The following is a 26,172-nucleotide window of genomic DNA, read 5'->3' as shown; positions in this document are numbered from 1 at the left end:
GTCAGCTCCCCCCACCCGAGCGCCCGGCTGACGCGGCGGCCGTCCGGACGGTGCCACCGGGTGAGCGCACCGCCGAGTCGCCCGGAACGCCGTCGCCGCCGGGCGAGAACACGGCCGCGTCGCCGGGAGCGCCGTCATCGTCGGGCTCCTTCTCGGCGCGGAAGACGGGCAGCTCCAACTCCTCGTCGTAACGCTGGAATTCGAGCCGCACGGGCATCCCGATCCGCACCTCGTCGTGCGGAACGCCCACCACGTTGCTCACGATCCGCACCCCCTCGGCGAGTTCGATCAGGGCGACGGCGTAGGGAGGACCGAAGGCCGGGAACGGCGGGTGGTGCATGACGACGTACGAATAGACGATCCCCTCGCCGCGCGACTCGACGGTGTCCCAGTCCGGGCAGCCGCAGGCGCCGCACCCGGGCAGCCACGGAAATCTCAGCGCCCCGCACGCCGTGCAGCGCTGGATGAGCAGCCGGTGCCGCTCGACGCCCTCCCAGAACCCGGCGTTGTCCCGGTTGATCACCGGGCGCGGGCGCAAGCGCCCGCTCTTGGCCTCCGCGGGGCCCGGCGCGTCCCCGGGCCCCGCCGGGCCCTTCGGACTCCGTTGCGCCGGAACGTACTTGAGGATGCGGAACCGGTGCGTCCCGGCGAGTTCTCCCCCGGCCCGGATGTCCATCCGCGTCGTGAGGAAGTACCCCGTGCCCAGCTTGGTGGTCTTGCGGCCCGAGACGGATTCGACCACCGCGTCGAAGGTGATCTCGTCCCCGGGGCGCAGCGGGCGCACATACTCCTGCTCGCAGTCGGTGGCGACCACCGAGGTGTACCCGGCGCCGTCGAGCAGCCGGAGCAGTTCGTCGTACGCCCCGGAGCGGCCGGGGTGCCCGCCGAGGCCGCCCATCGTCCACGCCTGGAGCATGGTGGGCGGAGCGACGGCGTCCGGCCCGTCGTAGGCCGGGCAGGTGTCTCCCATCGCCTCGCACCAGTGCCGGATCATCGGCAGGTTGACCGGGTCCTTGCCGACACCGCCGACCGTGGCCGCGCGTCCCTCGTACCCCTTCAAACGCACCGCCAGGTCGCCCCCGTCGCCGTCGGACACAGCACCGTGAGACACAGCACGGTCGGACACAGCGCCGCCACACGCAGTGCCGGCTCCCGCCGCGGGGCCCTCGCCGCCCGCTCCCCGGCCGCTCACCGCCGCCCCCTCTTCATGCCGAGCCGCATCGTCGCGACGATCTCCCGCTGCACCTCGCTCACCCCGCCCCCGAACGTGTTGATCTGTGCCGCCCTGTTCATCCGCTCCAGTTCGCCGGCCCCGAACGCCCCCGGTGAACCGGAGCGGACCCATGCGTCCGCTCCCACAATGTGCTGACATATTCGGAACACCGCGACCGCGGATTCAGTTCCCATGACCTTCACGCCGCTCGCGTCTCCGGGCGCCGGTCCAGCGGCTCCCAGATCACCCACCAAACGCCAGTTGAGCAGGCGTGATGCCGCCAGTCGGGCATGCGCTTCGGCCAGCTGAAAACGCACCCACGGCTCGTCAACCCTGCGCCGGCCAGTCACTGGATCGGGTGTACGGGCCGCCTCCAGCGCGGCCGCGTAGAAGTCCTCGGCCTGCATGCCGATCGCGGCGAGGGCGACCCTCTCGTGGTTGAGCTGGCTGGTGATGAGTCCCCAGCCGCCGTTCTCCTCGCCGACCAAGTTCCCGGCCGGGACGCGGATCCCGTCGTAGTAGGTCGCCGTGGTGGTCTGGCCGCCGACCGTCTCGATCGGTGTCCACGAGAAGCCGGGGGCGTCCGTGGGGACGAGCAGGATCGAGATGCCCCGGTGCCTCGGCGCGTCCGGGTCGGTCCGGCAGGCGAGCCAGATCCAGTCGGCGTTCTGGGCGTTGGACGTGAAGATCTTCTGCCCGTCGATCCGCCAGTGACCGCCCTCGGCGCCGGCCGCTCCCGCGCCCTCTCCGGCCCCGGCGCCGAACCCGGACTCGGACCCGGTGCCGGTGCCGGTGCCGGTGCCGGACCCGGCCTGCCGGACAGCACGGGTCCGCAGCGAGGCCAGATCCGTGCCGGCCGACGGCTCCGAGTACCCGATGGCGAAGACGAGGTCACCGCTGAGGATGCGCGGCAGGAAGAAGTCCTTCTGCCGCTCGCTGCCGTACTTCATGAGGGTCGGTCCGACGGTGTTCAGCGTGACCATCGAGACGGGCGCACCCGCCCGGTAGGCCTCGTCGAAAAAGACGAACTGTTCGTCCGCTCCACGCCCCTGCCCCCCGTACGCGACCGGCCAGCCGAGCCCGAGCAGACCGTCGGCGCCGATGCGGCGCAGCAGCGCCCGCTGTCGTGCGGGGTCGCCGGCGGACGGTGGCCCGTCCGGCATCAGCTCCCGGAAGTACGTGCGGAGCTCGGCGCGCAACCGCTGCTGGCGCTCGGTGGGGGCGAGGTGCACGGTGGCGGCCCTCCCGGACCTCGTACGAACAAGGTTTTCTGACTGTCCGTCAGATACCGTTGCCTGTCAAGGTCACGGACACCACCCCGAACCGCCCGCGCGCGACCGCCCCGGGCCACCCGTCCGACACTCCCGCCGTCGCCCCCCGCCCGGCCGGCAACACCCCCTGCGCGGGACCCCGTCACGGGTCCGTACGACACCCCGGTCGGGCCGATCCGGCACCCCCGAACACGTCTGCGCGACGGCGCCCTAGCACCGTCGCGCAGACGTTGTGAAACCCCCAAGGAGCACTACCCCACGCAGAAGTCCCCCGGCCGATGGGAGCGCATCGGCCCCCGGCTCACCAGAGCTTGCCGAAGTTGACGAGGACGTTCTCGTCGCCTTGGTTGACGGCCGTGACCGCGGAGCCCTTCACCTGGGCGGTATTGCTCTGATTCGAGGCTCCGGAGCCGACCGCCTGCTGTTGAGCCGTCGAGGAGTTGCCGCTGTTGTCGCGTCCGACCCCGCTGCCCGCGACGGTCGCCACTCCCGCGTTCGACCCGGTGTCCGCGAAGGAGCCGTTGTCGGCCGCCGCGACACCGGTGAAGAGGGCGGCGGTCAGGGGCAGGGCCGCGACGGCGGCGAGGACGCGAGCGGTACGGATGCTTGCCATGTGAATTCCTCCAGAACCGGTTGTACGCACCGGCGGTGAGCCGGGATGTACGGGAAAAACGGCTTGTTCCAAGGCGGTTGGCCGGCCGCCTCGGTGCTGTCCACGACGTCGCGAGTCCAGAGTTGCCCACCGCATCCCCGGCGAAACACCCTGAAAGCCGTGATTCCCCCTCAAGCGTGAGGACATGTCGATAAACCACCTTCACGCCGACAAAGTCCCTGCTCAGCCGCCCGCCGACCGCTCAACCCAAGCGCCGCAAGAGGTGAAGCGTTCCGGCACATTTTCGGCCGATCTCGCCCGGCGCCCGCTCGGCGCCCTCGCACACCCGGAGAGCCCTTCCTTTTTTCGAACACCCGTACGAACATGGATGCATGGCCACCATCGACCGGCGGGCCACCACCCTGGCCCTGGCCCACGCCCTGTCCGCCGCCGAGCGCGGGCTGGCAGTGATCCCGCTGTCCCGTACGAAGCTCCCGGCCCTGCGTTCCCCCCACCGCGACGACCCCGACCCCCTCCCCTGCCACGGCGAATGCGGCCGCTTCGGACACGGTGTGTACGACGCCTCGACCGAGCCCCGGCGCATCCGCGAACTCTTCGCCGCCGCCCCCTGGGCCACCGGCTACGGCATCGCCTGCGGGCTGCACCCGCACCACCTCATCGGCGTCGACCTCGACACCAAATCCGATACGGACTCCTCGGCCGCCCTGCGCGAACTGGCGCTGCGCCATCTCTTCACGATCCCGGACACGGTCGTCGTCCTGACCCCCAGCGGCGGCCGCCATCTGTGGCTGAGCGGACCGCCGGACGTCGTCGTCCCCAACTCGGCCGGCCGGCTCGCCCCCGGCATCGACATCCGCGGCGCCGGGGGCTACCTCGTCGGCCCCGGCTCACGCACCGATCACGGCGTGTACGAGACGGCCCCCGGAACCGCCCGGCTCGCGCCCGCGCCCTGCCCGACCGAACTCTTGCGCCTGCTCCTGCCGCCGCCCGCGCCCCGCGCGCACCACCCCACGGCCACCGCGACCGACCGGCAGGGCCAAGGGCTGGTCCAGTTCGTCCTCGCCGCGCACGAGGGCCAGCGCAACACCCGGCTCTTCTGGGCCGCCTGCCGCGCCTACGAGAACGGGATCGGCCCCCAACTGATCACCCCGCTCGTCCAGGCGGCCGTCCGCACGGGCCTGACCGAACGAGAGGCCCGCTCGACGATCGCCTCCGCCGCACGCATGACGGCCGGTTCGTCCCGGCAGCACTGAGACGGCACCACCGCCGGGGCGCTGACGCGGCCGACGGCCGCTGCACACCGAAGGGGTGCCCCTCCGGAGAGGGGCACCCCTTCTGACCTGCAACCTTCTGACCTGCTACGCGGTGGGTGTGGGATTTGAACCCACGGTGACTCGCGCCACGACGGTTTTCAAGACCGTTCCCTTAGGCCGCTCGGGCAACCCACCCCGCTCCTGCCCGCCAGGGGTGGAGCGGATACAGCGTACCCGGCGCCGCGGGTCCCGCGGAGGCATGGTCCGCACCGGATCCACCAGCGCTGATCCGGCAACGGTGTCACCGGTGCCGTGCCGGCGGGGCCCGGCAGCCGACGCCCGACAACGCCTCGGTTCGGGTACACGAAAAGCCGCTTTCGTGAATACCTCCGCCGCCTTGCGCTCACTCGATTGCCACACATCTGAAGGAGGGGGAGCGGCGTTAGCGAAATATGGCGAAAGCAAGTTCTCTCGCTCCACCCGTCTCCGGATCGACGGCGGAGGGTCCGGCCGCCGCGGCCCGCGCCGTGTCGGCCGGACGGTACACCTACACGCCTGCCGCCGCGTACACCTCGCCTGACGCCCGCGGCACCCTGCACGGAGACGGCGCGCGCATCGAACTGCGGGACACCAGACCGCTGCTCGACGATTTCCTGACGGTGCTGGACGCGGTTCAAGAGGAAATCAACCAGCGGTGGAACGGCCAGGGACGCTCCGGCCGCCACAGCCCTCACGTGACTGGGACGAATTTCCGTGAATGACGACTATCCGAATCTCTCCTTCGCCCGGTACGGACAACAACCCGGATATCCCACCGGGACGGAGACCGGTCAGTACGGCGATCCCGTCGACTCGCTGCACGAACAGGGCTGGGACCCGGTCGAGGAGCTCACCTACCTCCTGCAGGACGCCGCCGCGGCGGAGCAGGAGGTCATCGTGCCTCCACCGCGCAGCGAGCAGACGCACACCGCCGACTTCACCAGTGACCCGATGGACAATCTGGTTCAGATCACTGCCGAGTTGCCGCCCCTCCGGCGGTCCTCGGCCGGACACCGGAAAGTGCGAGTCCGCAATCCCCGCTTCAACTGGCTGCAGACCGTCAGCTTCGTGATCGCCGCGCTCGCCGCCGCCACCGTGTCGATGGTGAGCGTCTTCAGCGGCATGGTGGCCTACACGCCTCTGCAGCACATCGCGTCCAACGCGCAGAGCGGCACGGGGCCTTGGTGGCCCCTTCTGGTCTACGGCCCCTGGATGGTGGCCTCGCTCTCCATTCTGAGAGCCGCCCTGCACCAGCGCCGGGCCGTGCACTCGTGGTACATCGTCCTGCTGTTCTCCTCCGTCGCCATGATGTTCTGCGTGGCCGACGCCCACCAGACGATCACGGGTGTGGCCACGGCCGTCGTACCGGCCCTCGCGTCCCTGAGCTGCTTCCAGCAGCTCGTCCGTCAGATCACGCTGACCCGCCCGCCGCGCCAGACCGTGTCCCGCCATCGGCAGCGCCCGTGCCCGCCGGCTTCCCCGGAACGCGCCGAGGGCAAGAAGGGGTCGGCGGCCGCGAAGACGCCGCACGCCTGATCCGTCCGCGGGGCTTTCCCGCCCGAGGCGGGGCGGACCGGAACGCGGAAGGGGTGTCTCCCGTGGGAGACACCCCTTCTGAGCTGTACGTCTGTTCACCTGCCGAGCAGCCGGCGAGCAACTGCCGATCGCCTGACCGGCCGGCCCGTGGATCGACCCGGTCCGGGACAGGAGCCGAGGGTCAGTTGTCGCCCTCTCGGGAGCCGAGGGTGACGTCGACCGTGTGGGTCTTGCCGTCACGCGTGTAGGTGAGCTTGACGGTGTCGCCCGGCTTGTGGGTCCAGATCGCGCCGATGAGGGTCGGACCGCTGTCGACCACCATGTCGTCGAGCTTGGTGATGACGTCACCGGGCTTGAGGCCCGCCTTGGCGGCGGGGCCGCCCGCCTCGACCGCCGAGGAGCCGCTCGCGCCCTGCTCGGTGATCTTCGCGCCGCCGGTGCCGTCCTCCAGGGAGACCGAGGCGCCGATCTTCGCGTACACCGGCTTGCCGGTCTGGATGAGCTGCTGGGCGACGTACTTGGCCTGGTTGACCGGAATGGCGAAGCCCAGGCCGATGGAGCCGGACTGGCCGGAGCCGCCGAGACCGCCGCTGGTCGACGACTGGATCGCCGAGTTGATGCCGATCACCGCGCCCGAGGCGTCGAGCAGGGGACCGCCGGAGTTGCCCGGGTTGATCGAGGCGTCCGTCTGCAGCGCGCTCATGTACGAGGACTTGCTGCTGGCGCTGCCGTCGCTGGAGGCGACCGGGCGGTTCTTCGCGCTGATGATGCCCGTGGTCACCGTGTTGGAGAGACCGAAGGGCGCGCCGATCGCGATCGTGGGATCGCCGACGGCCACCTTGTCGGAATCGCCGAGGACGAGCGGCTTCAGGTCCGAGGGCGCGTTCTTCAGCTTGATGACCGCGACGTCGTACCCCTGGGCGTGGCCGACCACCTCGGCGTCGTACTTCTTGCCGCTCGGGAAGGTCGCGGTGAGCTTGCCGCCGTCGACCGCGTCCGCCACCACGTGGTTGTTGGTGAGGATGTGGCCCTGGGTGTCGAAGACGAAGCCCGTGCCGGTGCCGCCCGTGCCGCTGGTGCTCTGGGCCTCGATGGTGACGGTGCTCGGCAGCGCGTTGGCCGCCACGTTCGCGACCGTGCCCGAGGCGCGCCTGACCTCGCCGCTGGTGCTCGGGGCGGAGACCGTCGTCGAGTCGGTGGAGTTGTCGTTGTTCTTGGCCAGGGAATAGCCGATGCCGCCGCCCACGCCACCGGCGACCAGCGCGGCCACCAGGACCGCGGCGACCAGGCCGCCGCGCCCGTTCTTCGGCTTCGGCGCGGGCTGCTGATAGGAGGAGCCCCAGCCGCCGGTGCCCGAGCCGCCGCCGTCGGCGTACGACGGGGTGGCGGGCGGCGGAGGCGGCCAGCCCGCCTCGGGGGCGGAACCCTGGGGCGCGGCCTGTCCGTGGGGGTCGGGCCCCTGCCCGGCTCCGGCCGACGCGTACGCCGGCATGCCCGCGGGCGCCGACGGGTGCTCCGGTGCGCCGGGGGTGCCGGGCACCGCGGGAATCGGAGCGGTCGGCGCGCCCCCCGCGTGCGAGGCGCCCTGCGCGGAAGCAGCAGGAGTTTCCACCGGCACGGGAGGTGCGGACGGGGCCGGGGGTACTGCGGTGCCCTCGTTCTCGGTGCTCACAGCTCTTCTCCTCGATCCACGGCTGTTGTTCTCGGTCGCACTCGGTCACGCCCACTCACACTTGTCGATGGCCCGGCGCGATTCAGCTGTGCATGTGCTTTTGTACGCCGTCAGCTTTTCCCACAGGGCGTCAGGGCACCATAAGCGGTGGCTGTGCGTCCGAGGCGATCCTTTATAACGGACCTTTACGGTCGAAAGGAATCAATTGGGACGCATCTCACCTCACACTCACCCCGCGACGATGGCACCATGACGCGGTGACCCTCGCACGACAGCACCCGATTCAGGTCGTCGCCCACCGCGGAGCCTCCGAAGAGGCCCCCGAGCACACCCTGGCCGCGTACAAGAAGGCTATCGAGGACGGTGCGGACGCCCTCGAGTGCGATGTGCGGCTGACCGCCGACGGCCATCTCGTCTGCGTCCACGACCGCCGCGTGAACCGGACGTCCAACGGCCGCGGAGCCGTCTCCGCCCTGGAGCTCGCCGAACTCGCCGCACTGGACTTCGGCTCCTGGAAGAACCGCGACGAGTCGCCCGACTGGGAGCACGCTCCCGGGGGCCTCGAGGACACCTCCGTACTCACCCTGGAGAGACTGCTCGAACTCGTCGCCGACGCCGGCCGCCGCGTCGAGCTGGCCGTCGAGACGAAGCACCCGACCCGCTGGGCGGGCCAGGTCGAGGAACGGCTGCTGCACCTGCTGAAGCGTTTCGGCCTGGACGCCCCCGCGTCCGCCGACGAGTCCGCGGTGCGCGTCATGAGCTTCTCGGCCCGCTCACTGCATCGCGTCCGCGCCGCGTCCCCGACCTTGCCGACGGTCTATTTGCTCCAGTTCGTCTCACCCCGGCTACGGGACGGACGACTGCCCGCGGGTGTCCGGATCGCGGGCCCGTCGATGCGGATCGTACGCAGTCACCCCGGGTACATCGAACGACTGAAACGAGCCGGACATCAGGTGCACGTCTGGACCGTGAACGAGCCCGAGGACGTCGATCTCTGCGTTGAGCTGGGTATTGACGCCATCATCACCAACCGCCCGCGCGCGGTACTGCGTCAACTGGGCCGCTGACCAGGCGCCGTCCCCGGGTGCGCGCCCCACGGATAACACCACGGCCACCCCTCGAAAACCATCGAGAATCGGCCAACCGATTACAGGGAGTGCACCGGCGCGTTCGTTCCGCATTCGATCGTTACGAGTGCGTCAGCAGACGTCGATTGGCCGGTTTCCGGTCCAGTCCAGAGGGGCATCCACTCCGTGGCGTGGGGCGAAGGAGGTCTCGGGGGTGGCGTTGGTGGTGGCACAGGAGGTGCCCACGTCGTCGAGCATGGCCGTACCCCATGGCCCTGCGGGCGTGGGGGAAGCAAGACACCGGATGCGCGATCAACTGCGCGCCGGCGGTGTGGCGGAAACGGTCATCGACGATGCCGTACTGATCCTTTCCGAACTGCTCAGCAATGCCTGCCGACATGGCCGGCCCTTGGGCGACGCCCTCGCGGGCGACGGCGATGTGCGCGCGACATGGCGTATCGACCCGGCGGGACGGCTGACGGTCGAGGTGACGGACGGTGGCGGCCCGACGCGCCCGGTTCCCGCCACCCCCTCGGTCACCGCGCGGGGCGGTCGCGGGCTGAACATCATCACGGCGCTGGCCAAGGACTGGGGTGTACGGGACGACATCCACGGCGAGGTCACGGTGTGGGTGGTCATCCAGGACGACATCGAAACGGCGCGCCGACGCGACGACTTCGCTACGCGCGTCGCGTCACCGAGGGTGTCCGGGACATCGGGACTGGACTTCGTGGACGCCTTCGACGACCTGGACTGAGGCCTGGGCGGGGCACGCGGACCGGCCGCCGGGTTCCGGGACGACGCGGTGCGTTGTCCACAGGATCCCGTCGGTCCCCGTACGAACGGCTAGGCTCGCGCCAGTACGAGACGAGCCGTGATCGGGAGACACCCACGATGGCCAAGAAGCGACCCCAGACGAAGGCCAAGCAGCCGCAGTTGAAGGACGGCGGCGAGATCCCGGTTGTCGGCGCTCGCGAGCCCTGCCCCTGCGGCAGCGGCCGCCGCTACAAGGCCTGCCACGGCCGGGCTGCCGCGCACGCCGTGACCGAGCTGGTGCACCGCCCGTTCGAGGGCCTGCGGGGCGAAGGGGACTGGGTCGCGCTGCGCGAGCTGGTGCCCGCCGCGACCGTCGAGCTGAAGCTCAAGGAGAGCCTGCCCGAGGACGTTCCCTCGGTCACCCTCGCCACGGTCCTGCCGATGGCGTGGCCCGCGCTGCGCCGCGAGGACGGCTCGGTGCTGATCGGCCTGCAGAACGACACGGCGTCCGGCGACATCAGCCGCGACCTGGCCGACACCCTCCAGCGCGCGCTCGTCGCGCCGCCCGGCACCCCGGTCGAGGGACGGCGCGCCCCGGCCGGCGGTCCGCGGCTCCAGGACCTGCTCGACCCCGAAGGCACCTTCGAGCCAGTCGTGCACAGCGGCTTCGAATTCTGGGTCCCCGACGCGGAGAACGCGACGGCCGAGGTGACCGCCTCGCTGGAGCGGGCCAACGCCGCCGCCATCCCGACGGTGAAGCTCTCCGGGGTCGACGCCGCCTACTGGTGCGAGACGCCCGACAAGAACCACCTGCGCTGGGTCATGCCCTACGCGGAGGAGCAGCTTCTGGACGCCCTCGCGCGGCTGCATGCCGAGGGCCGTTCGAGCCTCGGGGAGGGCACCCGGCTGGTCGGTTCCTTCCGTGCGCACGGGCTCACGGTGCCGGTCTGGGACCTGCCTACCGGTGTCACGGCGGACGACGTCGAGAAGCCGGCGGCCGAGTTCGCCGAGCGCCTCACCACCGCTCTGGCCATGGACGCGCCGCTCACGGCGGACGAGCGCCGCGCGCGCGGGGGGCTCACCAACCGCCAGGTGACACTCAGCTGACCCACAGCGGAACCACAGGTCCGGAAACTGACCGACCGGTCAGCTCGTCAGGCCCTCGGAAACGGGTGACTCCTGTCACAACTCCCCGTTGTGACAGGTAAATCCGTGTCCGAATAGCCGAGATCGAATTTGCGAACCGCCGATCTCTTGTTACCGTTCGAGTAGCCCGGTTGCTGGTGCATCCCCCGTCGCCAGCAACCGGGTCTTTCCATGCGCGGAATCCCGGAAGGCGTCAACCGCCTTGCTACCGGCCCGAGTTGCTCCCCGAGCGCAGCAGCAGCGGCGCGTCAGGACCGGCGCCCCTCGCGAACTCCGCGACCGCCGAGTACGCCCCCGGATCCCCCGCGGTGCGTTCCCTGGGCGTCTCGCACGCCCCCGGGTCGTCCTCCGCGTCCACCGCGCAGTCCATCTGCACCGTGCGCCCGCGGGGACCCATCAGACACAGGACCGAGCTCAGCTCGTCGCCGGTCGCGTTGCGGTAATAGGTGCGCGCCCACGTCTCCTCGCCCTGCGTCAGGACGCAGGTCTGTGCCTCGACGCCGTCGGGCGAGGAGAGCTCGGGGCCGCACCGGGCGGCGGTGGCCGGACCGAGGCCGAGGAGCGGGGGAGAGCGCCGGGGTCCGGGCGTCCGCGGCCCGGCGTCCGCGCGAACCGCCGCGGAGTCGCCGTCGCCCACGGAGCCGGCCGAGGCCACGGCCAGCGGCAGGCCGAGGACACACGCCACGACACCGGCCAGCGCCACCAGACGAACCCTTCGGGGGTCCGGCCCGCCGCACGACGGCGTTGAGGCCCTGTGCCCCCGAGAACGACGCTGCATAGGCGGACGATAACGAGCACGGGCGGGCGCGCGGCTCGCCGCGCGCCGGACGCCCCTACAACTCGGGAGCGCTCACACCCGTACGAGTGAGTGCCTCGACGACGGCATCCACCACAGCCTCCACGTCGGGCACCCAGGGAGCGGCCGAACCGGGCAGCGGAGCACGCTCCCAGCGGATCTGGCCCTGGCCCGTCTCGGACGGCGGCAGCGCGATGTAGCCGCCCTCGCCGTGGAAGCGCAGGGAGCCGGGAACGAAGTCCTTGGCGTAGAGCAGTTCGCCGAGCTGCTCCATGGAGTACGGGGCGACGAGGATCGCCCAGCGGGAGGGGGACGCGACGACCGGGCCGAGGCGCATGCCCGTGTGGTCGAGGGCGTCGAGAGCGCGGGCCGCCGCGAGTGCGGGCAGGCTCACCGCGCACGGGGCGCTGCCTCCGGTGGCCAGCACGATGGGGGCCGACGGCCGGTTGGTCCACCACCAGCGCACCATGCGCCGGTCGGTGGTGGCCGCGAGAAGGCCGGGATCGAAGGGATGGGCGCCGGGCACCGTGCACTCCGGGTCGGGGCATCCGCAGCGGGCACGCCCCTGCGGGTCGGCCGCCACACCCGGGAGTACGGGCCACCGCCATTCGGTCGCGAAGGTCAGGGCCGCGCTGAGCATCTCAGGCCTCCCGTTGTTCCGCCTGGACAGGAGCCTGCGTCGCCTTCCGAGGATCTCGCGCATGAGCGCTCGTTCCTTTCCGTTGCACGCCTGGCAACACCGAGGATCACATCACACCAAGTGTCGATCACTTCACTGTGCGTACCTGCTGGCGCATCACACCCCTGCTGGAGACAAGGGGAACCCCTCTGAGCCGAGCATGTGGCTGTGTCCGCGCCCATGCTGCGGGTATCCAAAGCATGGGCATGGCGTGGGGTGGCGGCGCCTGGCGTTTTACGTCCCGCGTATTCCTTGCCGCCTCCGCCACGGGAGGATGGGGCACGGTCGTCGGTGGTTAAGACGCCCGGGTCCGTCGCCAGGTTCCGGGCGGATCTCAACCACCCCTGGCCTTCACCGAGTACGTACCCATCACGACCGCTGTGACGCTCCGTCGAACGAGGCCAGTCGACCTCAATAAGCCGTTACCCGAGTCAGTTTTAGGCCAATTTTGTTTTCCCGCAAGGGTTACCGCCGGTCTCACGGACACCAGGAATCCCAGCAGGACAATGCTGGACATCCCCTCACGAGTACGTGTACATGTGGAGACACCGCTAGCGGCGCAGAACGACATGGGGGTTTGCGATGCTATTGAGCAATACGCACCGGTCGGAAAGCCGGACGTCATGAACGCCCCTCACCTTCCGAAAGTGGCCGGAATCGATTCAACGGTTCCATCGCCCGCACACACTGTCGCGCCGGCGCCCGCGCCCACGGGGGCCTCTTCGGCCATCCCGTCGGCCGGTCCCGGGGCCGCTCTCCAGGACCGCCTCGCGGGCTGGGTCTCGGATCTCACCACGCTCCACGAGCTCACCGAGCGCCTCGCACGCACCGCGACACTGAGCGACGCGCTGCAGGAACTTCTGCGTGCCGGAGCCGCCCTGGTCGGCGCCCGGCGCGGCCTCGTCGTCATGGAACCCGGCGACGGCCTCGGCCCCGACACCACGATCGGCCTCGGCCTGGCCCGAGCGGATCTCGGGCACATCGAGACGGTGCCGCGCAGCTCCATGTCGTACGGCAAGATCCTGGACGGGCTGCCGGGCGGCGAGGGCGAGATCACCCAGCCGGACCTCCTCTCGGAGGACGGGCTCGACCCGCGCCACCGCGAGGTGGCCGCCCGCCTCGGCTACGCCGCGAGCTACGCGCTGCCGCTGTCCACGGAGGCTGCGGGCCGTCTCGGTGCCGCCGTATGGCTCTACGACGAACCCGCCGAACCGGTGGAGCGTCAGCGCCACCTCATCGGCCTCTACGCCCGCTACGCCACGGAGCACCTGGCGCGGGTGCTGGAGCTGGAACGCGCGCGTGCCTGTGTGACGACGATGTCCGCGGAGCTGCTTCCCCCACGGCTGCCCCGGGTCTCCGGCGTCCAGCTCGCCGCCCGGCACCGCACCGGCCCGCGCGGCGGCGGCGACTGGTACGACGCGCTCCCGCTGCCCGACGCCGCGCTCGGCCTCGCGGTCGGCTCCGTCACCGGGTCCGGTCCCAGCGCGGTCGCCGCCATGGGCCGGCTGCGGGCCTCCCTGCGGGCCTACGCCGTCATGGAGGGCGAGGACCCCGTCGCCGTGCTCTCCGACCTGGAACTGCTGCTGCGGCTGACCGAACCCGCGCGCTCCGCGACCGCCCTGTTCGCGTACTGCGAACCCGCCCTGCGCAAGCTCACGCTGGCCGGCGCGGGACACAGCCCGCCCCTGGTGATCGGCCCGCGGCGCACCGAGTTCGTGGAGACCTCCCTGTCCGCGCCGCTGGGCATGCTCGCCTGCTGGGAGGCCCCGAGCGTCGAACTGACCGCCGACCCCGGCGAGACCGTGCTGATCTACACCGACGGCCTGCTGCACCGCACCGGCGATCCGATGGACCGTGCCTTCGCGCGGCTGCACGCGGCGGCGGCGAGTGTCCCGAGGGCGCTGCGCGACGACCCGGGCGCGATCGCCGACCATGTGCTGCGCGGCGTGCTGCCGGACGGTCTCGACGACGGGGACAGCGACGAGGACGTGGTCCTGCTGGCGGCCCGGTTCGAGTGAACGGACGGACACCCGGTGTAATGGGTCTTCCGGCCCTGGGCCCCCTTCAGTACGACCGTACGATGGGGGAGGTCCAGAGTCGTATCAAGGAGGCAGACCGTGTCGGAGGCGCTCACCCCGGAGACCCCGGAAGCCGTGCTCGACGAAGCCGCTGACGAAGCGGGCGAGGAAGAGCCCATCAAGCAGCGCAAGAACGGCCTGTACCCGGGCGTGTCCGACGAGCTCGCCGACAGCATGAAGTCCGGCTGGGCCGACACCGAGCTGCGGGGCCTTGCGCCGATCACGCAGGCCGAGTACACGGCGGCCCGCCGCGCCGCGCTGTCCGCGCGCTTCCCGGGCGAGCGCCTGGTGATCCCCGCGGGCAACCTGAAGACCCGCTCGAACGACACGGAATACCCCTTCCGTGCCTCGGTCGAGTACGCGTACCTCACCGGCAACCTCACCGAGGACGGCGTCCTCGTGCTGGAGCCCGCCGCCGAGGGCCACAAGGCGACGATCTACCTGCTGCCGCGCTCCAACCGCGAGAACGGCGAGTTCTGGCTGTCCGGCCAGGGCGAGCTGTGGGTCGGCCGCCGCCACTCCCTCGCCGAGGCCGAGCAGCTCTACGGCATCCCCGCGTCTGACGTCCGCGAACTGCCGGCCGCGCTCAAGGAAGCCACCGGACCCGTCCGGGTCGTGCGCGGCTACGACGCCGCGATCGAGGCCGCCCTGACCGACAAGGTCACTCGCGAGCACGACGACGAACTGCGCGTCTTCCTCTCCGAGGCACGGCTCGTCAAGGACGCGTTCGAGGCCGGCGAGCTGCAGAAGGCCGTCGACTCCACCGTGCGCGGCTTCGAGGACGTCGTGAAGGTCCTCGACAAGGCCGAGGCCACCAGCGAGCGCTACATCGAAGGCACCTTCTTCCTGCGCGCGCGGGTCGAGGGCAACGACATCGGCTACGGCTCGATCTGCGCCTCAGGACCGCACGCCTGCACGCTGCACTGGGTGCGCAACGACGGCCCGGTCCGCTCCGGCGACCTGCTGCTCCTTGACGCGGGCGTCGAGACCCACACCCTCTACACCGCCGACGTCACGCGCACCCTCCCGGTCAACGGCACGTACACGGAGATCCAGAAGAAGATCTACGACGCCGTGTACGAGGCCCAGGAGGCCGGTATCGCGGCCGTGCGGCCGGGCGCCAAGTACCGCGACTTCCACGACGCCGCCCAGCACGTGCTGGCCGAGAAGCTCGTCGAGTGGGGCCTCGTCGAGGGGCCGGTCGAGCGCGTCCTGGAGCTCGGCCTGCAGCGCCGCTGGACCCTGCACGGCACCGGCCACATGCTCGGCATGGACGTCCACGACTGCGCCGCCGCGCGCACCGAGACGTACGTCGAGGGCACGCTGGAGCCGGGCATGTGCCTGACCGTCGAACCTGGCCTGTACTTCCAGGCGGACGACCTGACCGTGCCCGAGGAGTACCGCGGGATAGGCGTCCGCATCGAGGACGACCTCCTCGTCACCGAGGACGGAAACCGCAACCTGTCGGCCGGCCTCCCGCGCCGCTCGGACGAGGTCGAGGCCTGGATGGCGTCCCTCAAGGACTGACACGGTGCCCGCGAGGGCTGATACGAGACTGATGGCCGGGTGCCCTCCGGGGTGCCCGGCCATCGGTGTGTCCCGGGGCGCCTCCGGACCCCGGCGTGACCACGCGGGCGGCCCTGCCCGGACTCCGGCTTCCGGTCCGGTGCCGGAGTGGACCCAACGGGCCCGTCAGAGGCGCGCGACCGGCAGAGCGTCCACGAACAGCGCGCCCGCGAGCAGGCCGCCGCTGCCCCGGGGGCTCCACCCGCGCGCGTGGAGATCCTCGTCGAGAACGGCCAGGCCCGCACGCCCCGCCTCCGTGGACGTGCCCCCCGCTTCCAGCACTCCCTGGGCGCCCGCCTGGACATGCCGGAGACCGTGGGGCCCGGCGGTGTACAGCAACTCGGTGTCCTGGAGGGTGGACATGACGGTGAGGAGGGCGTCGAGACGGGCGCTGGGTTCGGGCACGCCGGCCGCGCGTGCCGTGGCGAGCGCGTCCAACGCCCTTCGCACGTGGGGGAATCCGGCACGCGCCTCACCGCGCGCACCGGCCGCGCCGTACTTCGCGGAGACGGACGAGCCGCGGGACGGGCGTCGCGGTGCCCGCCGGTCGGCGTGCGCGGCGATCCGCTTGGCGGTCGTGGTGACGTCGGGCCCCGTGGCCCGGGGGTCCAGGGCCGCCGCGGCGACCAGCAGACCCAGGGCCCACAGGGCGCCGCGGTGACCGCCGCCCGTCAGGGCCACCGAGTGCTCGGTGCACCGGCCGATCGCGCCCAGTTCCGCGCGGAGTTCGGGCGTCGCGCGGCCGGTACGGCGGGCGGCCGCGGCCATGGCCGCGAGACCGGGTGCCAGCGCCTTGGCGGACCAGCGCAGGGAACACAGATCCCGCCGGGTGGCCCGAGCGCGGAGGTCGCGCGGGTCGGGCAGCCCGGGCTTGGGTGCCAGCTCCAACTGCCGGGTCAGCGCGGCCACGGCGGCCAGCGCCAGCGCCTCGTCGTCCTCGCGGCTGCTCATCGAGGTACCCCTTCTCATGAGGACGCCGGCGATGAGGGCACCTGGAGACGAGCCGGCTGCGTGCGAAGGAAAGCTAGGCACATCAGCCCTCAAGAACCTGGGTGCAGCCTGTGACGGTCCTGTGGACTCCGGGGCGACCGGAACCCGGACCGGCGAGTGGAGGGGCCCTTTCGGCGGCCGGGGTTCTCCCGACGACCGAAAGGGATCACGGCGAGGCGGCTCGATCAACCGGCTCGGTCGAGCGACGCGATCGGGCGGCCCAGCTCGTCACCGCGGCGCGGCGCGGCTCAGCTCGTCACCGCGGCGCGACTCGGCGCGTCACTGCGGCGCGGCGCGGCTCAGCTCGTCACCGCGGCTCGGCACGGCTCGGCTCGGCACGGCTCGGCTCGGCACGGCTCGGCTCGGCTCGGCTCGGCTCGGCGCGTCAAGCCGGGAGCAGCGAGGGGACCTTCTTCCACTTGAGGATCTTGTCGAAGCTCACCACCGCACCGCCCCGCCCCGGCTTGTTGCCGATGTGGACGTGGTCGGCGAGCTCGCGGATCAGGCACAGCCCCCGGCCGTGCTCCGCGTCCTCCCCGGCCTGGCGGAGCAGGGCGCGGGCGTTCCCGGCGGGAAAACCGGGACCGGAATCGGCGACTTCGATGCGGCACTGATCACCGTCGAGATAGGCCGTCACGCGATACGCCTCGCAGGAGGCACCCCGCACGTCGTCACCGCCGTGCTCGACGGCGTTGGCGCAGGCCTCGGTGAGAGCGACGGAAAGGTCGTACGAGATGTCCGGGTCGACGCCCGCACTCTCCATCGTGCCGAGCAACAGGCGTCTGGCGAGCGGAACACTCGCAGCCTCGCGCCGCAAATGGAGTGACCACCAGATGCTCATGCTCCAGCCTCCCGGCCGCGGCTCGACATACCGTTACGTATTGCCGCAACCACCCGTGCGCAATCGCATACGAGACGTGATGCCGCCCATACGGCCGACGCGCTCTCCCGAGAGGGCGGTGTATGCACAAGCGAGCCGACGCCGGACGACCGCCTTTCGGCCGAACGCCGCGTTGCGGACGGAACAGTCACATGCCGTCAATCGGACCTGCCGCGTGGGGCGTCCGCGCCCAGTGCGATGATGGGCCCGCCATGACTGCCCCCCACCAGCGTTCGGCGCGCTCCGGAGCAGGCCTCCGGACCCTGAGGGCCGCGGTGTTCGCCGCGGTCTGCGTCGTGCTGGCCGCGGCCGGTCACGGGATCGCCTCCTGCGCCACGGTCCCCCTGTGGACTCTGGGCGCCGGCTTCCTCGCGGTCTTCGCCGTCGCCGCGGCGCTGGCGGGACGGGAACGCGCGCTGCCGGGCATCGTGGCGCTCCTGGCATTTGGCCAGACCGTGCTGCACACCCTCTTCGGGCTCGGCCTGCAGGCCGGTACGACGACGGCCACCGGGTCGATGGGCTCGATGAGTTCCACGGGCTCGATGGCTTCGATGGGTTCGATGGCCTCGGGGATGTCGATGTCCGACGCCTCGCTCGTGGCGCGGGCCGCCCACCTGGTGTGCGGCACGGCCGCGACGGCGATCAACCCCGCCGCCGCCCGGAAGATCCTCGTCGACGCGCGGATCGACACCGGCATGACGGGCATGACGTCGTCCATGCGCCATGCCGCGGACGCCGTACCGGCCTCCGCCGGCTCCCCGATGGCGGTGCTGCCCTCCCTGCCGATGCTGCTCGGGCACGTTCTCGCGGCCGTGGTCGCCGGCTGGGTGCTGCGCCGCGGCGACCTGGCGCTCCTGCGTCTCATGCGGCTGTCGGCCCAGGGAGTCACGGAGACGGCGCTCGTACGGTCCTTGCGCGCCGCTCTGACCCTCGTACGCGCCCTGTGTACGGGACTTCCCGGAGCGCCCGCAGTCACGCGCACGCCTCGCACCGCGCTGCTCGTGCCCCTCGCTCCACGGACGACCGCCCTTCAGCACACCGTCGTCCGACGCGGGCCGCCCGTCTCCACCGCACTCGTCCTCGCCGCCTGACACGACGCGCCACCTCACGGAATCCACTGAATTCCCGCGTCCCCGAAGTCCTCGACTTCGCGGACCTCATGGGCTTCACGGACCTTCCCGAAGGGGACGCGGTCGTGCCGCACGCGCGCGTGCCCACCGGGTCTCCCCGGGCACCGTCTCGCCCCTTTCCGCGGGACACCGAGGCACACGCGCGTCCCCTTCGTCACCGGACTGAAAGTGGAGTGTTCCTTTCCATGAAGGCTTCTCGTCTCGCCACCGTCGGCACCGTCGCCGCCACGGCCGTTCTCGCCCTGTCCGCCCCCGCGTTCGCGCACGTCAGCGTGCAGCCCGAGGGTGCGGCCGCCAAGGGCGGCTACGCCGTCGTGAACTTCAAGGTGCCCAACGAGCGTGACAACGCCTCGACCACCCGCGTCGAGGTGAACCTCCCGGCCGACCACCCGCTGGCCTCCGTCATGCCGCAGCCGCTCGACGGCTGGACCGTGAAGGTCACCAAATCCAAGCTGGACAAGCCGGTCACCGCCCACGGCGAGAAGATCAGCGAAGCCGTCACCAAGGTCACCTGGACCGCGGACGGCAAGGGCATCGAACCGGGCTTCTTCCAGAAGTTCCCGCTCTCCATCGGCGCGCTGCCCGAGGACACCGACGAACTCGTCTTCAAGGCGCTCCAGACGTACTCCGACAACGAGGTCGTGCGCTGGATCGAGCCGCAGAAGGCGGGTGCGGAGGAACCCGCGAACCCGGCTCCGGTGCTCGCCCTCTCGGCGGCGACCGAGGAGGGCCATCACGGTTCCGGCGTCGCGGAGGACGCCTCCGCCACCGGGAAGACCGCCAAGGACACAGCCGAGGCGGCCTCCTCCACGGACGGCGGCGACACCACCGCGCGCGTGCTCGGCGTCGTGGGCATCGCCGTCGGCCTGGCGGGCGTGGCGTACGGCGTTCTGGCCGGCCGGCGGCGTACGAACGTCTGAGGTGCCGGCACACACCTGAGGTACTGAGACACAACAGCTCTTGGTGCGCACCGGACGGTCGCGGACGCGGCTCTCCGGACCGACCGGCTCGGCTCGGCCCAACCGGCTCGGCTCGGCCGGCTCGGACCCGCCCCCGGTCACGTCCGACCTGGCAGTTCGGCCTCGTTCGACCCCCGGTGCGCACCGGAGCGCTCACATCTGGGACATTTTTCTATGCGCAAGAAGACGTACGCGGTGGCCGCCCTGCTCGCCGCCGCCGCTCTGACCCTCTCCGCCTGCGGCAGTGGCGACGACGGCAACAAGCCGGTCGCCGTCGTGTCCGCCGAGGCGGGCTCCGGCAAGGCCGCGACCGTCCTCGACAATCCCTTCGAGAAGCCGGACCTCGTACTCACCGACACGACCGGCAAGAAGTACGACCTGCGCGCCGAGACCAAGGGCCGGCCGACGCTCATCTACTTCGGCTACACCCACTGCCCCGACGTCTGCCCCCTGACGATGAACAACCTCGCGGTCGCCAAGAAGCAACTGCCGAAGGCCGAACAGGACAAGCTGCGCGTCGTGTTCGTCACCACCGACCCGGCCCGCGACACCCCCGCCGCGCTCGGCGCGTGGCTCAAGGGCATCGACTCCGACTTCATCGGCCTGACCGGCGACTTCGCCACGATCCAGGCCGGGGCCCGCACCCTGGGCATCACCATCGAGCCGACCACGAAGGACAAGAACGGCAAGGTCGTCTCCGTACACGGCACCCAGGTCATCGCCTTCTCGCCCAAGACCGACGCGGGCTATGTGCTGTACGGCGAGGGCGCCACCGTCGACGACTACACCAAGGACCTGCCCAAGATCGCCGAGGGGAAGAACCCGTGAGGCGCCGTCCGGGCCGTCGCGCGGGGCTCCTCGCCGTCGGCGCCCTGGTCATAGCCGCCGCGGGGACCCTGGCGGGCTGCGGCTCGGGCTCCTCGTCGTCCTCGGCCGGCCCCGAACTCAAGGTCACCGGCGCCTACATGCCCGCCCCGAGCATGGACACCATGGCGGCGGGCTTCTTCACCGTCACCAACTCCGGCGGCGCCGACACACTCACCTCGGTCACCAGCGACCTCTCGGACGACGTGACGATGCACGCGACCGAGGACGGCGCGATGCAGGAGAAGGAATCATTCGCCGTGCCCGCCGAGGGCACCCTGGACTTCGCGAGCGGCGGCAACCACCTCATGTTCGCAAAGCTCACCCACAAGCCCGAACAGGGCGAGAAGGTGTCCGTGGAACTGCACTTCGCCAAGTCCGGCACGGTCAGGATCTCCATGCCGGTGAAGTCCGCGACATACAACCCGAAGACCGGGCACTGAGGGAGGCATCACCGTGACACTGACCATCGCTCCCCGCTTCCGGACCCTCCTGCTGCTGTTCCTCGCCGTCTTCGGCGCGCTCCTGGTGGGCGCCGCGCCCGCCTCCGCGCACGCCGCGCTGACCGGGAGCAACCCGACGCAGGGATCGGTGGTCGACACGGCACCCGCCCAGGTCTCGCTCACCTTCTCCGAGCAGGTCTCGCTGAACGGCAACTCGCTCCAGGTGCTCGACCCCAAGGGCGACCGGGTCGACGCCGGCGGCGCGAGCGACCTCGGCGGCGACACCTACGGCCTGAAGCTGCGCCCGGGGCTGCCCGACGGCACGTACACCGTCACCTACCAGGTGGTGTCGGCGGACAGCCACCCCGTGTCCGGCGCCTTCACCTTCTCCGTCGGCGCGCCCTCGCAGACCTCCGTCGCGTTGTCCGACCAGGCGGTGGGCGGCGGAGTGGTCGGCTTCCTCTACGGAGCCGCGCGCTACTTCTCGTACGCGGGATTCATCCTGCTCGTCGGCGGCGCCGCCTTCGTGCTGGGCTGCTGGCAGCGGGGTTCCGGCATCCGGCCGGTGCAGCGGCTCGTGGTCTGCGGATGGCTCACGCTGACCGCCTCCACGCTCGCCCTGCTGCTCCTGCGCGGTTCGTACGTGGGGTCCGGCAAGGTCGGCGACATCTTCGACCTGACCCTGCTCGGGGAGGTACTGCAGACCAAGTCGGGCGCGGCGCTCGTGTCGCGGCTGCTGCTGCTCGCCGCGGCGGCGCTGTTCATCGCGGTGCTCTTCGGCGCGTACGCCAAACGCGACGAGGACGAACGGGCGGCGGTCACGGCCGAAACAGCGGACGCCGCCGTGGCGCCGGCCGGCGCAAGGACGGCCGGCGCCAAGGAAACCGCCGGTAAGACGGACACCAAGACCGTCGCCGCCAAAACCGTCTCCACCAAAACCGTCTCCGCGAAGACGGCCGACACGAACGCCGTCACCGCTAAGGCGGCCGACGCGGAGGCCGCTGGGGCGAAGGCGGCCGAAACGAGTACCGTCGCCACCGAGGTGACGGGCGACGGACCGGCCGGCGCAGCGGACGGCGGCCCCGCCGACGCCACGGCCGACGAGCTCCCCTCCGACGCCGAGGACCTGGCCGCGGAGAAGAGCGATCTCACCTTCGGACTCGCCGTCGGCGGCGCGGTCGTCGCGGCCGGCCTGGCCGCGACCTGGGCCATGGCCGAGCACGCCTCCACCGGCATCCAGCCCGGCATCGCGATGCCCGTCGACATCCTGCACCTGCTGGCCGTCGCCGTCTGGCTCGGCGGTCTGTCGACGCTGGTGGTGGCCCTGTTCCGGGCACCGGCGGACGCGCAGATCGAGGCGACGGCCGTACGCCGGTTCTCCCGCCTCGCGTTCGGCGCCGTCCTCGTCCTGGTCTCGACCGGGATCTACCAGTCGTGGCGACAGCTCGGCTCCTGGTCGGCGCTCACCGACACGACGTACGGACAGCTGCTGCTCGTCAAGGTCGGCCTGGTGGCCCTCCTCGTGGGCATCGCGTGGATCTCGCGGCGCTGGACGGCCCAACTGGCCGAGACGGCCCCCGAGGCCGTCGCCGCCGTGGTGGAGCAGCGCTCCGCACCGCGGACGCCCGCCACCGTCCCCGCCGACTCCCGGCGCGCCGCCCAACTCGCCCGGCAGCAGGCCGCCGTGGCTTCCACGCGCGAGAAGCGCGTCCGCGACGCCGACCCGCACCGCTCGGGTCTGCGCCGCTCGGTGCTCGCCGAGGCCGGGGTCGCGGTCGTCCTGCTCGCGGTCACGACCGCGCTGACGACCACCGAACCGGGACGTACGGCGGAGGCGGCCCGGCAGGCCACCGCGTCCGCCTCGCAGCGCTCCGGGCCGCTGTCCCTGAAGATCCCGTTCGACACGGGCGGCGAGGACGGCAGGGGCACGGTGGAGGTCACCCTCGACCCGGCCCGCGTCGGCGGCAACGACATGCACGTCTTCGTGGTCCGGCCGAACGGCAAGGCCTTCGACGTCCCCGAGGTGAAGGTCGCCTTCACGCTCACGGCGAAGAACGTCGGCCCGCTGCCCGTGACCCCCGACCGGGTCGCCACCGGACACTGGGCGGCGAGCGGAGTGCAGATCCCCATGGCGGGCGACTGGAAGATCGCGGTGACCGTGCGCACCTCGGACATCGACCAGACCACCGTGAACAAGAACGCGCAGATCGGCTGAACCTGACCATGGCTGACCAGTCCACCCCCGGGACCTCCTCCCCCTCCGCCCGGAAGGCCCCCTCCCCCGAGGCGTCCCCGGCGGCCCCCGGCATCGGCTCTTCCGGCATCGCGACCTCCGGCATCGCGACTCCCGGCGACTCCCCGAAGGGGGTCATGTCGCGGCGCCGGCTGCTCGGCACCGCCGGCGCCACCGGGCTCGCCCTCGGAGCAGCGGGGGCGGCCGTGGGGTACGCGGCGGCGCCCTCCCCCGGGAAGACCGTCCCCTTGACCTCGGTCGGCGCGGACATGGCAATGTTTCACGGGAAACATCAGCCCGGCATCACCACCGCCCTCCAGGCACGCGGCCATCTCGTCGCCTTCGACCTGACGGCGGGCGCGGGCCGCAGGGAGGCCGCCGCGCTGCTGCGCCGCTGGTCGGTGACGGCCCAGCGGCTGATGGCGGGCGAGGCCGCGGCCCATGAGGACACGGATGTCGCGCGGGACGCCGGCCCGTCGTCCCTCACGGTCACCTTCGGCTTCGGGCACAGCTTCTTCGCGCGTACGGGCCTGGAGAAGCAGCGCCCGGTCGCGCTGGACCCGCTGCCCGACTTCTCCTCCGACCAGCTCGACAAGGCGCGCAGCGACGGTGACCTCTGGGTCCAGATCGGCGCGAACGACGCTCTCGTCGCCTTCCACGCCCTGCGCGCGATCCAGAAGGACGCGGGCAGCGCGGCGCGTGTGCGCTGGCAGATGAACGGTTTCAACCGCTCGCCGGGCGCCACCGCCGAGCCGATGACCGCGCGCAATCTGATGGGCCAGATCGACGGCACCCGCAATCCGAAGCCTTCCGAGCCCGACTTCGACGGGCGCATCTTCGTCCCCGCCTCCGGCGACCCGGGATGGATGGCGAACGGCTCGTACGCCGTCGTACGCCGTATCCGCATGCTTCTCGACGACTGGGAGAAGCTCTCGGGCAAGGCCCAGGAGGACGTCATCGGGCGGAAGAAGTCCACCGGGGCGCCGCTGAGCGGCGGCACCGAGACCACCGCGATGGACCTGGACAAGACCGACGCCGACGGAAACCCGGTCGTGCCCGTCAACGCGCACGCCCGCATCACCCGGCCCGACCAGAACGGCGGCGCCGCGATGCTGCGCCGTCCGTTCTCCTTCCACGACGGCATCGGCGCCGACGGGACACCCGACGCCGGCCTGCTCTTCGTGTGCTGGCAGGCCGATCCGGTGCGCGGCTTCGTCCCCGTCCAGCGCAAACTCGACCGCGGTGACGCGCTCTCGACGTTCATCCGCCACGAGGCGAGCGGGCTCTTCGCGGTGCCGGGCGGCGCGGCGGAGGGGGAGTACGTGGGGCAGCGGTTGCTGGAGGGGTGACGGGGACCATCCGTGCCGAGCGCCGACCGGGCTCGGTGCCGGGCTCCGTACCCGGTCCGGCGCCGGGATCCGGGCGCTCAGTGCCGGGCTCCGTACCAGGATCGGGGCGCCCGACCCGTAACGGGCTCGGTGCCGGGCCCCGCAACGGGCACGGTGCCCGGGTTCCACAGGCGTGAGCCGCCGCGTCGGGCGGGGCCCATTAGGGTGACGGTATGTCGGCGACGCGCTACACCTATCTCGGCCCCGAGGGTACGTTCACCGAGGCCGCCCTCCGCACGCTTCCCGAGGCCGCGACGCGGGAGCTGGTGCCCATGGTGTCCGTACCGGCCGCGCTCGACGCGGTGCGCGGCGGCCAGGCCGCGGGCGCTCTCGTCCCGATCGAGAACTCCGTCGAGGGCGGTGTCACCGCCACCCTCGACGAGCTCGCCAAGGGCGACCAGCTGATGATCTACCGCGAGGTCGTGCTGCCCATCGCCTTCGCCCTGCTGGTCAGGCCCGGCACGACCTTGAAGGACGTCAAGACCGTCACCGGACACCCGGTCGCCCAGCCCCAGGTGCGCAACTGGCTGGCCGCGCACCTGCCGGACGCCCTGTGGGAGTCGGCGGCCTCGAACGCGGACGGCGCCCGGCTGGTCCAGGAGGGCCGTTTCGACGCGGCCTTCGCGGGCGAGTTCGCCGCGGCGACGTACGGCCTCGAACCGCTGGTGACCGAGATCCACGACGCGGCGAACGCCGAGACCCGCTTCGTACTGGTCGGCCGCCCCGCCCGGCCGGCCGCGCCGACCGGCGCCGACAAGACGTCCGTGGTGATCTGGCTGGGCGACGACCACCCCGGCGCGCTGCTCGAACTGCTTCAGGAGTTCGCCGTGCGCGGCGTCAACCTGATGCGGATCGAGTCCCGCCCGACCGGCCAGGGCATCGGCAACTACTGCTTCTCGGTGGACGCCGAGGGCCACATCACCGACCGCCGGGTCGGCGAGGCCCTGATGGGCCTCAAGCGGATCTGCCCGCAGGTGCGCTTCCTCGGTTCCTATCCGCGGGCCGGTGTCGCCCTGGAGGACGTACGGCCGCTGCGGCCCGGAACGTCGGACACCGAGTTCGCCGCCGCGTCGGACTGGCTGGCGCGCTGCGCGGACGGCCGGTTCTGAACGGCGGATCCACGCCCGTCCGAACGTTTCCGCACGGTCCTACCTGCTGATTTTCGTCATCCACAGAGGTTATCCACAGGTGCGCTTCTCGACCTGGGGACAAGTCGACAACGAAGCACTACATCATCGACAAATCGGCTACTTGGCCCAAGTCCTTCCACACCCAGGTACGACACCCTTCGTCTACCCTTTTCCATTGATCAACCCTATGGAGGGAATCTTTTACACCCGAAAGTGGGCATACGGAGGGTTTGAACCGGGAATTCCTCAGCCCACGAAGGCTACTCGGAATGATCAATTCCGACATCCACAGATCTTCCACACACCCTGTGGATAACTACCCGAGGGGCCCGGCACCTGTGGACAACCTGGTTCGCAAGTCCCGTCCCCCGCAAGGAAATCCAGTCAACCGGTGAAGGTCCGTCTGCCCCGTTTCAGGGAGTAGGACCCTTTTCCTTGACGTCGTTCGGTGATCAAGGGATTCAGTCCGG

General features: G+C 71.3%; 23 protein-coding genes and 1 tRNA gene. 15 read left to right on the top strand and 9 right to left on the bottom strand.

Annotated elements, in window-relative coordinates:
* Nucleotide 1: 1 nt before the first annotated feature.
* The 3 genes from ACIQRL_RS09605 to ACIQRL_RS09595 form a co-directional block, all read right to left on the bottom strand.
* Nucleotides 2–1,096, bottom strand: a complete 1,095-nt coding sequence (locus tag ACIQRL_RS09605; protein WP_401329299.1) for a bifunctional MaoC family dehydratase N-terminal/OB-fold nucleic acid binding domain-containing protein — start codon at nt 1,094–1,096, stop codon at nt 2–4.
* A 92-nt stretch (nt 1,097–1,188) separates the two neighbouring features.
* Nucleotides 1,189–2,445 (bottom strand): acyl-CoA dehydrogenase family protein, encoded by a 1,257-nt coding sequence (locus tag ACIQRL_RS09600; protein WP_401329296.1) that lies wholly within the window; start codon nt 2,443–2,445, stop codon nt 1,189–1,191.
* A gap of 340 nt (nt 2,446–2,785) precedes the next feature.
* Complete coding sequence (locus ACIQRL_RS09595; RefSeq protein WP_401329293.1) at nt 2,786–3,097, bottom strand: hypothetical protein; 312 nt, start codon at nt 3,095–3,097, stop codon at nt 2,786–2,788.
* Nucleotides 3,098–3,468: 371 nt separating this feature from the next.
* Between ACIQRL_RS09595 and ACIQRL_RS09590 the strand changes: the two genes are divergently transcribed.
* The gene (locus ACIQRL_RS09590) at nt 3,469–4,350 is read left to right on the top strand and encodes a bifunctional DNA primase/polymerase (protein ID WP_401329291.1); all 882 of its coding nucleotides are present in this window, start codon (nt 3,469–3,471) and stop codon (nt 4,348–4,350) included.
* A gap of 110 nt (nt 4,351–4,460) precedes the next feature.
* Here ACIQRL_RS09590 and ACIQRL_RS09585 read toward each other — a convergent pair.
* Nucleotides 4,461–4,545 (bottom strand) — tRNA-Ser (locus ACIQRL_RS09585).
* A gap of 257 nt (nt 4,546–4,802) precedes the next feature.
* Here ACIQRL_RS09585 and ACIQRL_RS09580 point away from each other — a divergent pair.
* Nucleotides 4,803–5,111, top strand: a complete 309-nt coding sequence (locus ACIQRL_RS09580; RefSeq protein ID WP_401329288.1) for a hypothetical protein — start codon at nt 4,803–4,805, stop codon at nt 5,109–5,111.
* Nucleotides 5,104–5,925: a DUF2637 domain-containing protein gene (locus tag ACIQRL_RS09575; RefSeq protein WP_401329285.1), complete on the top strand. Its 822-nt coding sequence runs from the start codon at nt 5,104–5,106 to the stop codon at nt 5,923–5,925. The genes ACIQRL_RS09580 and ACIQRL_RS09575 overlap by 8 nt, the downstream gene beginning before the upstream one ends.
* A gap of 181 nt (nt 5,926–6,106) precedes the next feature.
* On the opposite strand, the gene ACIQRL_RS09570 is transcribed toward ACIQRL_RS09575, so the two are convergent.
* Nucleotides 6,107–7,597, bottom strand: coding sequence for a S1C family serine protease (locus ACIQRL_RS09570; RefSeq protein ID WP_401329283.1), 1,491 nt, complete (start codon nt 7,595–7,597; stop codon nt 6,107–6,109).
* 257 nt (nt 7,598–7,854) lie between these two features.
* Here ACIQRL_RS09570 and ACIQRL_RS09565 point away from each other — a divergent pair, with 257 nt between their 5' ends.
* From ACIQRL_RS09565 to ACIQRL_RS09555, 3 genes are all read left to right on the top strand, one after another.
* Nucleotides 7,855–8,664 (top strand): glycerophosphodiester phosphodiesterase, encoded by an 810-nt coding sequence (locus ACIQRL_RS09565; protein WP_401329280.1) that lies wholly within the window; start codon nt 7,855–7,857, stop codon nt 8,662–8,664.
* 127 nt (nt 8,665–8,791) lie between these two features.
* Nucleotides 8,792–9,421, top strand: coding sequence for an ATP-binding protein (locus ACIQRL_RS09560; protein WP_401329277.1), 630 nt, complete (start codon nt 8,792–8,794; stop codon nt 9,419–9,421).
* 137 nt (nt 9,422–9,558) lie between these two features.
* Nucleotides 9,559–10,527, top strand: a complete 969-nt coding sequence (locus ACIQRL_RS09555) for a DUF5926 family protein (protein ID WP_401329275.1) — start codon at nt 9,559–9,561, stop codon at nt 10,525–10,527.
* Nucleotides 10,528–10,771: 244 nt separating this feature from the next.
* Here the strand turns inward: ACIQRL_RS09555 and ACIQRL_RS09550 are convergent, their stop codons facing one another.
* Nucleotides 10,772–11,344, bottom strand: a complete 573-nt coding sequence (locus ACIQRL_RS09550; RefSeq protein ID WP_401329272.1) for a hypothetical protein — start codon at nt 11,342–11,344, stop codon at nt 10,772–10,774.
* Between the two features lie 55 nt (nt 11,345–11,399).
* A complete protein-coding gene (locus ACIQRL_RS09545) occupies nt 11,400–12,065 on the bottom strand; it encodes a bifunctional DNA primase/polymerase (protein ID WP_401329269.1) in 666 nt (221 codons plus the stop codon).
* Between the two features lie 482 nt (nt 12,066–12,547).
* Between ACIQRL_RS09545 and ACIQRL_RS09540 the strand changes: the two genes are divergently transcribed.
* Nucleotides 12,548–14,059, top strand: a complete 1,512-nt coding sequence (locus ACIQRL_RS09540; RefSeq protein ID WP_401329266.1) for a PP2C family protein-serine/threonine phosphatase — start codon at nt 12,548–12,550, stop codon at nt 14,057–14,059.
* A gap of 99 nt (nt 14,060–14,158) precedes the next feature.
* Nucleotides 14,159–15,646, top strand: coding sequence for an aminopeptidase P family protein (locus ACIQRL_RS09535; RefSeq protein ID WP_401329264.1), 1,488 nt, complete (start codon nt 14,159–14,161; stop codon nt 15,644–15,646).
* A gap of 165 nt (nt 15,647–15,811) precedes the next feature.
* Here the strand turns inward: ACIQRL_RS09535 and ACIQRL_RS09530 are convergent, their stop codons facing one another.
* Nucleotides 15,812–16,636: a triphosphoribosyl-dephospho-CoA synthase gene (locus tag ACIQRL_RS09530; RefSeq protein WP_401329261.1), complete on the bottom strand. Its 825-nt coding sequence runs from the start codon at nt 16,634–16,636 to the stop codon at nt 15,812–15,814.
* A gap of 424 nt (nt 16,637–17,060) precedes the next feature.
* Entirely contained in the window at nt 17,061–17,516 is a 456-nt protein-coding gene (locus tag ACIQRL_RS09525) for an ATP-binding protein (RefSeq protein WP_401329258.1), read from the bottom strand.
* Between the two features lie 251 nt (nt 17,517–17,767).
* Between ACIQRL_RS09525 and ACIQRL_RS09520 the strand changes: the two genes are divergently transcribed.
* From ACIQRL_RS09520 to pheA, 7 genes are all read left to right on the top strand, one after another.
* Nucleotides 17,768–18,646: a hypothetical protein gene (locus ACIQRL_RS09520; protein ID WP_401329255.1), complete on the top strand. Its 879-nt coding sequence runs from the start codon at nt 17,768–17,770 to the stop codon at nt 18,644–18,646.
* Nucleotides 18,647–18,870: 224 nt separating this feature from the next.
* Complete coding sequence (locus ACIQRL_RS09515; RefSeq protein ID WP_401329253.1) at nt 18,871–19,605, top strand: YcnI family protein; 735 nt, start codon at nt 18,871–18,873, stop codon at nt 19,603–19,605.
* A gap of 213 nt (nt 19,606–19,818) precedes the next feature.
* Nucleotides 19,819–20,472: an SCO family protein gene (locus ACIQRL_RS09510; protein WP_401329251.1), complete on the top strand. Its 654-nt coding sequence runs from the start codon at nt 19,819–19,821 to the stop codon at nt 20,470–20,472.
* Nucleotides 20,469–20,951 (top strand): copper chaperone PCu(A)C, encoded by a 483-nt coding sequence (locus tag ACIQRL_RS09505; RefSeq protein WP_401329249.1) that lies wholly within the window; start codon nt 20,469–20,471, stop codon nt 20,949–20,951. Before ACIQRL_RS09510 ends, ACIQRL_RS09505 begins: the two co-directional genes overlap by 4 nt.
* Before the next feature lie 13 nt (nt 20,952–20,964).
* A complete protein-coding gene (locus tag ACIQRL_RS09500) occupies nt 20,965–23,166 on the top strand; it encodes a copper resistance CopC/CopD family protein (protein ID WP_401329246.1) in 2,202 nt (733 codons plus the stop codon).
* A gap of 8 nt (nt 23,167–23,174) precedes the next feature.
* Nucleotides 23,175–24,533: an iron uptake transporter deferrochelatase/peroxidase subunit gene (gene efeB / locus ACIQRL_RS09495; RefSeq protein WP_401329243.1), complete on the top strand. Its 1,359-nt coding sequence runs from the start codon at nt 23,175–23,177 to the stop codon at nt 24,531–24,533.
* A gap of 212 nt (nt 24,534–24,745) precedes the next feature.
* Complete coding sequence (gene pheA, locus ACIQRL_RS09490; RefSeq protein ID WP_401329240.1) at nt 24,746–25,681, top strand: prephenate dehydratase; 936 nt, start codon at nt 24,746–24,748, stop codon at nt 25,679–25,681.
* Nucleotides 25,682–26,172: the final 491 nt, after the last annotated feature.

Source organism: Streptomyces sp. NPDC091209 (assembly GCF_044757755.1).
In the GTDB taxonomy this organism is placed as follows: domain Bacteria; phylum Actinomycetota; class Actinomycetes; order Streptomycetales; family Streptomycetaceae; genus Streptomyces.
Note: the sequence above shows the minus strand (reverse complement) of the source record. Positions and strands in the feature narration are given on the sequence as shown.

Bases quoted from the DNA above. Each gene is read 5' to 3' on its own strand.
- ACIQRL_RS09595 (WP_401329293.1), bottom strand. From the start codon at position 3,097: ATGGCAAGCATCCGTACCGCTCGCGTCCTCGCCGCCGTCGCGGCCCTG.
- ACIQRL_RS09590 (WP_401329291.1), top strand. From the start codon at position 3,469: ATGGCCACCATCGACCGGCGGGCCACCACCCTGGCCCTGGCCCACGCC.
- ACIQRL_RS09580 (WP_401329288.1), top strand. From the start codon at position 4,803: ATGGCGAAAGCAAGTTCTCTCGCTCCACCCGTCTCCGGATCGACGGCG.
- ACIQRL_RS09555 (WP_401329275.1), top strand. From the start codon at position 9,559: ATGGCCAAGAAGCGACCCCAGACGAAGGCCAAGCAGCCGCAGTTGAAG.
- ACIQRL_RS09550 (WP_401329272.1), bottom strand. From the start codon at position 11,344: ATGCAGCGTCGTTCTCGGGGGCACAGGGCCTCAACGCCGTCGTGCGGC.
- ACIQRL_RS09545 (WP_401329269.1), bottom strand. From the start codon at position 12,065: ATGCGCGAGATCCTCGGAAGGCGACGCAGGCTCCTGTCCAGGCGGAAC.
- ACIQRL_RS09540 (WP_401329266.1), top strand. From the start codon at position 12,548: ATGCTGGACATCCCCTCACGAGTACGTGTACATGTGGAGACACCGCTA.
- ACIQRL_RS09530 (WP_401329261.1), bottom strand. From the start codon at position 16,636: ATGAGCAGCCGCGAGGACGACGAGGCGCTGGCGCTGGCCGCCGTGGCC.
- ACIQRL_RS09525 (WP_401329258.1), bottom strand. From the start codon at position 17,516: ATGAGCATCTGGTGGTCACTCCATTTGCGGCGCGAGGCTGCGAGTGTT.
- ACIQRL_RS09520 (WP_401329255.1), top strand. From the start codon at position 17,768: ATGACTGCCCCCCACCAGCGTTCGGCGCGCTCCGGAGCAGGCCTCCGG.
- ACIQRL_RS09515 (WP_401329253.1), top strand. From the start codon at position 18,871: ATGAAGGCTTCTCGTCTCGCCACCGTCGGCACCGTCGCCGCCACGGCC.
- ACIQRL_RS09510 (WP_401329251.1), top strand. From the start codon at position 19,819: ATGCGCAAGAAGACGTACGCGGTGGCCGCCCTGCTCGCCGCCGCCGCT.
- efeB (WP_401329243.1), top strand. From the start codon at position 23,175: ATGGCTGACCAGTCCACCCCCGGGACCTCCTCCCCCTCCGCCCGGAAG.
- pheA (WP_401329240.1), top strand. From the start codon at position 24,746: ATGTCGGCGACGCGCTACACCTATCTCGGCCCCGAGGGTACGTTCACC.